Consider the following 10,524-nt stretch of genomic DNA (forward strand, 5'->3'; position numbering starts at 1 on the left):
CGGACAGCCGGAAAATCGGTCACGTTCGCCCGGAATCGTCGGTCACGATGAACCGGAATGCTCGGTCACGTTCGTCCGGAATCGTCGGTCACGATGGGCCGGAATACCCACCAGCGATAGGGCAAACTTGATGGAACGTATCCGCGCACAGGGCGAAGGAACTTGGCGGCAAGTCGAGCGCGGCATCCTGGCAGCGGTTGAGGAATACCAAGCTACGGGGTGCGCGACGTCAGATGGGAACTGTGCCAAGGAAGTTCTTGGCATCGGTACGCCTCTAGGTTCTGGTAGGGGACTTCCCTTGATGGCGATCAGCGTAGCGGGGGTCGCTGACAATTTCCCAGTTGCACGATTGCACGAGGAAATTCGGCCCAAGCTATTGGATACCGTTAGCGAAATTGAGCGGCAGCTTGGCCAACTCTTCGAAAAATCGCCCCGACGAGGTAACTAAGGCGAGACTCCATTGCCTGCGCTCGATTCCTCGGTCATGTCGAAAAGAGCGTTAAGCGGTCCATGTGGGCGGCCAGCACGCTGCCATCCTCCTCTCCCAAGTAGTCTTTCCGCGGCTAGGTATGAAGGGAAGCGGCAGAAGTTGCCTCACGTTGGGGGGGTTCTTCCCCTATTCATGAGATGATTGCTGTCATTCTATAATCGTCTAAACAGATGGGGATCTGACATGCGTTATTCACCAGAACATAAGGAAGAAACGCGCGGGAAGATTGTCCGGGCTGCTGCTGCGGCGTTCCGCAAGCACGGGGTCAACGGAATCGGCGTTGCGGATTTGATGAAGGGCGCGAAATTGACGCACGGTGGCTTCTACGCGCACTTCAATTCCAAAGACGCTCTGGTTGCAGAGGCGATCGATGCGGCGTTTGATCAGACTATGGCCAATCTGGAGGCAGCGGTGGCTGAAGTGCCGCAGCGCCAGCGCCAGCGTGCAATTGTTGATGCCTATGTGACGCGCCGACATCGTGACCGTCCGGATGCAGGATGCGCCATCGCGTCACTCGGATCCGACGTGTCACGATTGGATGTCGGCACCCGCCGCAAATTCGAACGCCGGGTTGACGCACTGATTGCGCTGATTGCAGGTGAGGATGGTCAGTCACAAAAGCGCGCCGCGGCCGTCAGGACGCTCGCCACAATGGTGGGGGGCTTGGTATTGGCTCGGGCCGTCAGCTCGGATGCATTTTCTGAGGAGATTCTGGAGGCAGTCCGCGATATGGCCTGACAGGCCAAGTGCAGATCCATCAGGTGCCATCACAACACAGCGCCGCGGTTGATTTTTTCCTGCTGTTCGACCCAGGGGAGGCAGCGAAATAGGCGAGCGGCCGGCCTTAGCCAACTCGATTAGCGCGCCAGCCTCCTCAGGAGTAATGGTTCCGCTACCAGCAGATCGCCGCTTTGGTATTTTGCGCCTCAAGGTTGAGAGTCCCGCGTTGCAACTTGCAAAAAACAAGTGTGCGCGCTACTATCCTCACCGGTAACCTCGGTGCTTGGTGTAACTAGCGTATTCGCCATGGTGCAGTTGGTACTTTCAACCTTAAGTTTTTCCGATGAAAACACGCGATCAGAGTAGCTGTCCTGTCAGTTATGGGCTAGATATTTTTGGCGACAAATGGACTCTCCTGGTGATGAGAGATCTATTGGTTCACGATATGCACTATTTTCGTGAGTTTCTGAATGCGGGGGAGGGGATTGCGACCAATGTGCTAACGGATCGACTCAAGATGCTGGTGAGCGAGGGCATGGTGATTCGCGAAGAAGGGTCGAGCGGCAAAGGGCAGGCCGCGTACCATGCAACAAGAAAAGGTATGGAATTACTCCCAATTCTGAATGCTGTCAAAGATTGGGGGAAGAAGTACAGGCCAAAATAATCGGTCAAAGAGTTGTGGCGAAAATGATATTGGCATGGGCGCCCACGGACTGAGGCTAAGGTTTGCCAGGTATTGATACCTTCTGAGAGGGTTGCTCGAACCTCATTGTTCGCAGAAACCGGTTGTTTCAAAAGGGTACTGAAATGAAAGTCACCAAAGAAAAGGCTTTGGAGAACCGAACTGCGCTCATTGAAGCCGCCGCGCGGTTGTTTGCAGAAAAGGGGATTGACGGTGTCGGAGTGGCTGAGGTCGCAAAAGTGGCCGGCCTCACTCATGGCGCACTTTACGCTCAGTTTCCATCCAAGAGCGCGCTTGCCGCTGAAGCCTTGGCATTTGGGGCTGCCAGGGGTAACGGTCGAATTGCCGCGCTGGCTGACCCGACAGCATTGGCGAGAGGGCTGGGCGAGCAGTTGGACTATTATCTCTCTGAAGCTCATCGCGACGCTATTAGTAAGGGATGCGCGATGGCAGCGTCGGCGAGCGAGGCGGCTCGGCAAGCGCCGGAAGTTCGTGCGCAGTTCTGCGACGGATTCAACGATCTGGTACGTATAGTCGAATCAATGCTTGACGCACCTGCTGCTGGATCTGACCGCCATAGCCGCGCGCTTGTGATTGTTTCTGCCATGATTGGTGCTCTGGCAGTTTCAAGGGCTGCTTCCGGGTCGCACCCGCAACTTTCTAATGATGTTCTGACGGCATCTCGCTCAATCCTCGGAGAACTGGGCGGCGCGGAGCCCGCACGCGCATCCACGACTGGAAAAAGCTCAAGGAAGAAGTCGAAATCCTGAGCGTAATGCGGCCAAGCAACAAAGTCCATTGAATGGGACCACCGTTCCCTTTGCGCCGAGGTTCATACAGCGTACAGGAGTCTGGTGCGCGAGCAATGGGTCGCAGCCGGTCGCGCGTCTGCGCGACCAAGCGTCAGCACCGTTCGCCTTGCGCCATTCTGAATGTTCAGATTTGCACAGCTTTAAAGTAACGTTCAATCCGACACTTTCCATCAATTCGGAGGCCGAGACTTTATCAGGACCGTCTCGTAGTACTTAAGCGGAGGCTGCCTCAATGAGAATCTTCGCTCGATGTTCGATGTCGTCTCTCATGTGATGTGAGTTTCTCTTTTACGAATTCCGGAGATCTAACAGGCTGATAGATGCAAGGTCGCTGATGCCCCTGGTACTAGAAGCTTGGTTCTTTGATATGATGAACGTAATATCATGTCACAACCCAAGGAGTACCATGAAAGCTGTCATCGCCGGCTACGCTCGTTCGCCCTTTCATTTCGCCAAGAAGGGCGCCCTCGCAACCGTTCGCCCAGACGAACTAGCTGCGCAGGTGGTGCGCGGACTTCTGTCGCGGACCGAACTCGATCCCAGTCTCATCGAAGACGTCATTCTGGGATGTTCGTTCCCTGAAGGTCCTCAGGGCAACAACATGGCGCGTATGGTGGGCCTTCTTGCTGGCCTGCCTCACACGGTTGCCGGAACGACGGTAAATCGCTTCTGTGGTTCATCCATGCAAGCCATTCACATGGCGGCGGCCAACATCGAGGCCGGCATGGGTGAGGCGTTTCTTTGCGTGGGCGTTGAATCCATGTCGATGGTGCCCCAGGGTGGCTTCACTCCGTCCCCAAATCCGGAGCTCGAGGCGACGACCGATGCCTATATCTCGATGGGAGAGACGGCAGAGAACGTGGCGGACCGCTGGAAGGTGTCTCGCGAAGAGCAAGAGGCCTTTGCCGTTGTTTCGCACATGAAGGCCGCCAGCGCCCGCGCCGAGGGTCGACTGCAAGATGAGATTGTTCCGATTCAGACGCCGGAAGGCGCCCTTGTCACCGAGGATGGTTGCATTCGGCCAGGCACGTCTTCGGAAGCGCTTGCGAATCTGAAACCCGCATTCCGTCCGGATGGTGTCGTCACTGCAGGTACTTCGTCTCCCTTGACTGATGGCGCCGTTGCCGTGCTTGTCACCAGTGATGCGTTTGCGGAGCGACACAAGCTAAATGCCACTGCGCGCATCCTGTCCTTTGCCGTCGCCGGGGTGGATCCGGACGTTATGGGTGTTGGCCCTGTTCCGGCGACTCGGAAAGCGCTTGAACGAGCATCGCTGGATGCCAGCAAGTTGGATGTAGTTGAGATCAATGAGGCTTTTGCATCTCAAGCGATCGCTTCTATGCGTGAGTTGGAGCTTGACCCGGCAAAGACCAACCTGGACGGTGGTGGGATCTCCATTGGACACCCGCTAGGGGCAACGGGCGCGCGGATCACCGCTAAGGCAGCTGCGCTTCTGCAACGCGAAGGAAGTCGCTATGCGCTTGCAACGCAGTGCATTGGTGGTGGTCAGGGTATTGCAACCATCCTCGAGCGCCTCTAAGCAGGTGCGCGCGGCGGCCAGTTGAGGTTTGAGGAGGACTCATCGCGGGTAGTGCCCCGATGTCTCTTCCTCGGGCATCGTATCGTTGTTGAAATCTCTTATAGATGGCCGTCACTTTGACTTATGCGCAAATCTGAAGATTAAGAATAGCGCAAGCCGAACGCTGGCCCTTGCCGGACAGCGAAGCCGGTAGATGTCGACAAACGGCGCTGGCGCCCCACCGTGCGGGTGCCCGGCCGGCTGCAAGCCGCCGCTCGTGCCTCCTGTTCGCTGTATGTACCTCGCTCCGGGCTCCTTGTCGGGATCGGCCGTCTTTCCTTATAGGTAACTGCGGGACTTCATACCGCCCTCGCATGGAACACGGGCATTCGTGCCGGCACTTGGCAAGCGTTCAGACAACCTCTGACCGCGGCGGGCAATCACGCCCGCTGCGGCAGGCTGCACGCCCTAGCCACGTCGCGGCATACGGTGGATTTAGGCTTTATGGGCACTTTTGTGGGTAGGTAATGGAAGAGATAAAGAAGCATCGGACGCACCCATTGAGGAGTTGGGTAATTGGGGGAGCGGTCCTCATTCTGGCAGGCGGTACCGTGTTTGCCGGACTGGGGTGGCGGGATACGCATGCGGTGGTGGCGCCCAAGAGCCCCGCGCCGGAGGTTCTGGTGAAGACTCTGTCGCCCGAGAACGTGCGCGTCTGGGCGAACTTTTCGGGGCGCCTCAATGCTGTGGACGAGGCGCTGGTAAGGCCCGAGGTGGGCGGAAAAATCGTCGAAGTCCGCGTTCGCGATGGGCAGATCGTCAAAGCGGGCGACGTGATGTTCGTTATTGACCCGCGCCCTTACGAGGCTGTCGTGGCAAAGGCCCGTGCCGACCTGGCGGCCGCTCGTGCGCGTGCCGAGTTCGCTGCAGCGGAGTACCAGCGAGCCAAGGGCTTGCTCGAGGCGGAGGCCATTCCCTTGAGTCAGCATGATCAGCGCGCCAACGAACATCGCATGGCGCAGGCTGCCGTGCTTGCAAACGATGCCGCATTGCGCCAGGCCACCATCAATCTTGACTATGCCTACGTCAAGGCACCGATAGCTGGTCGCATCAGCCGTGCCGAGGTCACCCTTGGCAACTTGGTTCAGCCCGGCGCGAATGCGCCGGTGCTGACCCGTATTGTGTCCAACGACGGCATCTACGCGGATTTCGATGTTGACGAGCAGGTTTATACGCAGTCGATTCGCCGGCACGCGGGCACGTTAGGCAAGGAACAGCAGATCCCGGTGGCGATGAGAGTGCAGGGGGATGCTGCACGCGTCTATGAAGGTGTCATCCACACCTTTGACAACAAGATCGACACGCGCAGCGGAACAATCCGAGCACGTGCGAAGTTCGCCAATCGTGATGGAGCGCTAGTCCCCGGGATGTTTGTGTCGATCGCTCTGTCCGAAGCCACCGATACCTCGGCGCTGGTGGTGCCGGATGTTGCCATCGGCAGTGACCAGAGCAAGAAATTTGTTCATGTGGTTGGCCCTGACAACAAAGTCGCCTATCGCGAAGTGCAACTTGGCGCTGGACTCGATGGGCGACACGTTGTTGTGAGTGGCCTCGAGGCTGGGGAGCGGGTGGTGGCGCGCGGCGTGCAGTTTGTGCGCCCCGACGCAACGGTAGTGCCGAAGGAACTGCCCTCCGACGACGGAAAAATTGCCGCGACTTCGGCAGTACGTAGCGCGGAGTAGTGGCATGAATTTCTCGAAGTTTTTTGTCGATCGCCCGAATTTCGCTGCGGTCATCTCGATCGTCATCTTTCTTGCAGGCCTCATCGCGATGCCGCAATTGCCGATCTCCGAGTACCCAGAAGTCGTGCCGCCGTCAGTGGTGGTGCGTGCGCAGTTCCCTGGAGCCAATCCGAAGGTTATCGCGGAGACGGTGGCGACACCGCTTGAAGAGCAGATTAACGGCGTCGAAGACATGTTGTACATGTCGTCGCAGGCGGCCAGCGATGGCGTGCTGACACTGACGGTGACCTTCAAGCTTGGCACGGACCCGAATCTAGCCACTCAGCTAGTGCAGAACCGTGTCAACGAGGCGCTTCCTCGCCTGCCTGACGTGACCCGCCAACTCGGCGTGAGCACGGTCAAGAGTTCGCCCGACCTGACAATGGTGGTGCATCTTGTCTCGCCATCTGATCGTTACGACATGCTCTATCTGCGCAACTATGCGCAGTTGAATGTTAAGGACGAGCTTGCGAAGATTCCAGGTATCGGCCAGATCAAGCTGTTTGGTTCAGGCAACTACGCGATGCGCATCTGGCTTAACCCGCAGAAGATCGCGGAGCGCAACATGAACCCAGACGAGGTTGTTGCCGCAATTCGCAAGCAGAACATCCAGGTGGCGGCGGGTGTGGTGGGCGGCCCACCGTACAAGGACAACGTTGAAATCCAGTTGCCCGTGAACGTGCAGGGTCGACTAACTGATGTCGACCAGTTTGAGAACATCATCATCAAGCGCGAAGCGGGCGTGGTTACCTACCTCAAGGACGTGGCACGGGTGGAAATGGGGGCTAACGATTACGCCCTGCGCGCACTGCTCGACAACAAGCAGGCGTTAGCGCTGGTGATTTTTCAGACCCCAGGCGCCAATGCCATCGAAATCTCGAACAGTGTCCGTGCGAAGATGGCGGAGCTGAACAAGCGGTTCCCTGATGGCCTCGAGTACCGCATCGCCTATGACCCCACCACGTTCGTTCGCGATTCGATTAAGGCGGTCATACATACGCTGCTCGAAGCCATCGTGCTGGTGGTGCTGGTGGTGATTGTTTTTCTGCAGACTTGGCGGGCGGCCATCATTCCGCTGGTTGCCGTGCCGGTATCGGTGATCGGCACTTTCGCGGTAATGCACGGCTTCGGATTCTCGATCAATGCGCTGTCACTCTTCGGGCTGGTGCTGGCAATCGGCATTGTTGTGGATGACGCGATCGTCGTCGTGGAGAATGTCGAGCGCAACATCGCCACCGGGTTGAAGCCGCGGGAGGCCACAATTAAGGCCATGCAAGAGGTCACCGGGCCGATCATCGCCATTGCGTTGGTACTGTGTGCAGTCTTCGTGCCCATTGCGTTCATTAGCGGCCTGACGGGGCAGTTCTATCGCCAGTTTGCGCTGACCATTGCGATCTCGACCGTCATCTCGGCGTTCAATTCGCTGACGTTGTCACCGGCACTGGCGGCCTTGCTGTTGCGGCCGCATGACGCGCCCAAGGACTGGTTCACGCGCCAGATGGATCGATGGCTCGGGGGCTTCTTCGCACGCTTTAACCGCGCATTCGGTGCCAGCGGAGAGTCCTACGGACGCGGTGTGCAACGAGTGCTGAAACATAAGCGCAGTTCGATGGTGTTCTACGTGGCGCTGCTGGCCGCTACCGTCCTTGGCTTTGTGAAAGTGCCGGCAGGCTTCGTTCCGCTCCAGGACAAGGGCTACTTGGTCAACCTGGTTCAGTTGCCGAACGGTGCCACGCTCAATCGCTCGGAATCCGTGGTGCACCAGATGGCGGACGTTGCCTCAAGATCGCCAGGCGTAGGGAGCGTAGTGCAGTTTCCCGGTCTGTCCCTGAACGGATTTATCAACAACCCGTCCTCGGCCGTTGTGTTCCTTGGCGAGCAATCGTTCGAGGACCTGCACAAGTCCGGGATGTCCGGCCCCGGCATTGCGGCGAGTCTACAAAAGCAGTTCGGATCGATCCGTGACGCGATCATCGCAGTGTTTCCGCCGCCGCCAGTGCAGGGGCTTGGCAATACTGGCGGTTTCAAACTTCAGATCGAGGATCGGGGAGACGCTGGCTATCTGGCACTGAGTCGGGTCGTGAAGACGGTGCTGGAAAAGGCGCGCAAGGCGCCGGAACTGGTGGGTGTCTACACAAACTACAACGTTTCTTCGCCGCAAATTTTTGCGGACGTGGACCGAACTCGTGCTGCCCAGCTTGGCGTTGATGTCGACGATGTCTTTAGGACGATGCAAATCTACCTTGGCTCACTATATGTGAACGACTTCAACAAGTTCGGCCGCACATATCAGGTCATCGCGCAAGGGGATAGGGAATATCGCTCGACGCGCGAAGATATCCTCGGCCTTAAGGTGCGTAATGTCGAAGGAAAAATGGTACCCCTAGGCGCCTTGGTAACGCTTAGCGATACCAGTGGCCCGGACAGCGCGTCGCGCTACAACGGTTACCGGTCTGCAGATATAAGTGGTCGCCCGGCACCTGGATATTCGAGTGGGCAGGCACAAGAAGCGATCACGCGCATCCTGAAGGAGACGTTGCCGGCCGACATGGTTTTTGAATGGACCGAACTTGCTTACCAGCAGATATTGGCAGGTAATACGGCGCTGATTGTGTTCCCGATTTGCATCCTGCTGGTCTTCCTGGTGTTGACTGCACAGTACGAAAGCCCGTTCGTGCCGCTCGCCATCATCCTGATCGTACCGATGTGCCTGTTCTCGGCCATCGCCGGAGTCTGGTTGACCGGCGGAGAGAATAACTTGTTCACACAGATCGGCTTCTTCGTGCTAATAGGGCTCGCTTGCAAGAACGCAATTCTGATATGCGAGTTCGCTCGCGAGCTTGAGATTCATGGCAAGAGCACGCTGGCGGCTGCCGTTGAGGCTGCACACCTTCGCCTGCGCCCGATCCTGATGACGTCGATTGCGTTCATCATGGGTGTGGTCCCTCTAGTGGTATCGCACGGTGCCGGCGCCGAGATGCGTCATGCGATGGGAGTTGCCGTGTTCTTCGGCATGATCGGCGTCACATTCTTTGGTTTGTTCCTGACGCCCGTCTTCTATGTCCTCATCCGGAATATCGAAAAGCGCATCGCGCGGAAGGAAAAGGTGCGGAATTATGTTGAAGCTTGAGCGGTTGGCCGCTTCGGTACTGGCCGCGGCTTCGATTATCGGATGCACCAATCCCGTAGGGCCTCAGGGCTCTGATGTAGCCTTCGAGTCAAGCTGGAAGACGTTGTCGCCAACGCAGGATCATGCTGATCTGATCGTCAGTAATGACGAATCGAAGACCGATCAGGAATGGTGGTCGCATTTCCACGATCCGGTGCTCGTTAACCTAGTGGGGGAGGCGCTCGCAGGCAATAAGTCGCTTGGCATTGCCCGTGCACGCGTGGAAGAGGCGCGGGCGGGACGCCTGGGGGCGCAGTCTGCGCTGGCGCCGCAGGTGAATGCGGTGGCAAGCGGCGAGCGTGGAAACAGGGGTTTGCTAACTAACGACAAGTCGGTTACGGTGAACCAGGTGGCGCTTTCAGCGGTATGGGAGCTGGATCTGTTCGGTCGTAACCAGGCCAGAACTGCCCAAGCGACTGCAATCCTCCAGTCGACGCAGGCCAGCGAGCAGGCTGTGCGCGTTGCACTCCTTTCGGAGGTGGCGCGTACATATTTCGAGCTGCGTAACCTCGATCGTCAGATTGGTCTGACTACAAGCAATCTCGCGACCCAGCGCAGGACGCTGAAGCTTGTGGAGGCTCAGCAGCGTGGCGCGTTCGTGAGCAACTTCGATGTCCAACGCGCGGCGGCACAGACATCGGCAACCGAAGCACGCTTGCCATCCTTACGCGCTGCCAGGGATGCCGCGGCAAACCGGCTGTCGACCCTGCTTGGCCGTGCGCCAGGTATGCTGCTGCAGACTGACGCAGCCGAGTCGCAGCCGGCGCTCGATGGCCGCATCGTTGTTTCAGCACCAGCGGCCGTGCTCGCCACGCGACCTGATGTCAGGGCGGCCGAGCGGCGATTTGCCGCCTCCATCTCTGCGCGCAAGGCAGCGGTGGCGGAACTGTTTCCGAACATTTCGCTGACAGCGCTGTTTGGGGTTCAGGATGCCACGCCGTTTTCCTCGACCCCATGGGGAATTGGGGTCGGGCTTGTGCAACCGGTGCTCAACTTCGGCCGCATCCGCTCGCAGATCGACGCCGCCGATGCACGGCAGACCCAAGCGTTCCTCGCCTATCAGCAGACCGTGCTCGACGCACTTGAAGACATGGAAAGCGCGATGTCGGCGTATCTGAATGAGCAGTCGCGCAATGCTTCGTATGCAGTCAATAAACGACGTCACTCACAACTGCGTCAGGCATAGCCCAAGGTAGCAGCGCGGCATAGTCATCGGCCGTGGTGGCCAGGGGCAACTTCGTGAACAGCCAGAGCAGGTAGCGATACGGGTCAATGCCGTTGGCTTTGCACGTCTCAACGAGGGAATAAAGATTGGCACTGGCATGGGCGCCTGCGACGGTGGAGGCGAATA

The 10,524-nt window shown here is 58.1% G+C and carries 8 protein-coding genes and 1 pseudogene; 8 read left to right on the plus strand and 1 reads right to left on the minus strand.

What is annotated here, in order from left to right:
• From KHO41_RS40200 to KHO41_RS40235, 8 genes and pseudogenes are all read left to right on the plus strand, one after another.
• Window positions 1-448: pseudogene (locus KHO41_RS40200) on the plus strand (hypothetical protein); the annotation flags it as partial.
• A gap of 225 nt (window positions 449-673) precedes the next feature.
• Window positions 674-1,228, plus strand: coding sequence for a TetR/AcrR family transcriptional regulator (locus tag KHO41_RS40205; RefSeq protein ID WP_211958757.1), 555 nt, complete (start codon window positions 674-676; stop codon window positions 1,226-1,228).
• 325 nt (window positions 1,229-1,553) lie between these two features.
• Window positions 1,554-1,874 carry a winged helix-turn-helix transcriptional regulator gene (locus KHO41_RS40210; RefSeq protein WP_211958758.1) on the plus strand — a complete coding sequence of 107 codons (321 nt, stop codon included), beginning with the start codon at window positions 1,554-1,556 and terminating at the stop codon, window positions 1,872-1,874.
• A gap of 143 nt (window positions 1,875-2,017) precedes the next feature.
• Window positions 2,018-2,662, plus strand: coding sequence for a TetR/AcrR family transcriptional regulator (locus tag KHO41_RS40215; RefSeq protein WP_211958759.1), 645 nt, complete (start codon window positions 2,018-2,020; stop codon window positions 2,660-2,662).
• A 448-nt stretch (window positions 2,663-3,110) separates the two neighbouring features.
• Window positions 3,111-4,244, plus strand: a complete 1,134-nt coding sequence (locus tag KHO41_RS40220; protein ID WP_211958760.1) for a thiolase family protein — start codon at window positions 3,111-3,113, stop codon at window positions 4,242-4,244.
• 590 nt (window positions 4,245-4,834) lie between these two features.
• Complete coding sequence (locus KHO41_RS40225) at window positions 4,835-5,965, plus strand: efflux RND transporter periplasmic adaptor subunit (protein WP_244874266.1); 1,131 nt, start codon at window positions 4,835-4,837, stop codon at window positions 5,963-5,965.
• Between the two features lie 4 nt (window positions 5,966-5,969).
• Entirely contained in the window at window positions 5,970-9,134 is a 3,165-nt protein-coding gene (locus tag KHO41_RS40230) for an efflux RND transporter permease subunit (protein WP_211958762.1), read from the plus strand.
• Window positions 9,121-10,359 (plus strand): efflux transporter outer membrane subunit, encoded by a 1,239-nt coding sequence (locus KHO41_RS40235; protein WP_211958763.1) that lies wholly within the window; start codon window positions 9,121-9,123, stop codon window positions 10,357-10,359. Before KHO41_RS40230 ends, KHO41_RS40235 begins: the two co-directional genes overlap by 14 nt.
• Here the strand turns inward: KHO41_RS40235 and KHO41_RS40240 are convergent.
• On the minus strand, window positions 10,322-10,524 hold a 203-nt coding region (locus KHO41_RS40240; protein WP_211958764.1), incomplete at its 5' end, for a transposase domain-containing protein. The genes KHO41_RS40235 and KHO41_RS40240 overlap by 38 nt on opposite strands.

This window comes from Cupriavidus numazuensis (genome assembly GCF_905397435.1).
GTDB classification, from domain to species: Bacteria; Pseudomonadota; Gammaproteobacteria; order Burkholderiales; family Burkholderiaceae; genus Cupriavidus; species Cupriavidus numazuensis.

Bases quoted from the DNA above. Each gene is read 5' to 3' on its own strand.
- KHO41_RS40205 (WP_211958757.1), top strand. From the start codon at position 674: ATGCGTTATTCACCAGAACATAAGGAAGAAACGCGCGGGAAGATTGTC.
- KHO41_RS40210 (WP_211958758.1), top strand. From the start codon at position 1,554: ATGAAAACACGCGATCAGAGTAGCTGTCCTGTCAGTTATGGGCTAGAT.
- KHO41_RS40215 (WP_211958759.1), top strand. From the start codon at position 2,018: ATGAAAGTCACCAAAGAAAAGGCTTTGGAGAACCGAACTGCGCTCATT.
- KHO41_RS40220 (WP_211958760.1), top strand. From the start codon at position 3,111: ATGAAAGCTGTCATCGCCGGCTACGCTCGTTCGCCCTTTCATTTCGCC.
- KHO41_RS40230 (WP_211958762.1), top strand. From the start codon at position 5,970: ATGAATTTCTCGAAGTTTTTTGTCGATCGCCCGAATTTCGCTGCGGTC.
- KHO41_RS40235 (WP_211958763.1), top strand. From the start codon at position 9,121: ATGTTGAAGCTTGAGCGGTTGGCCGCTTCGGTACTGGCCGCGGCTTCG.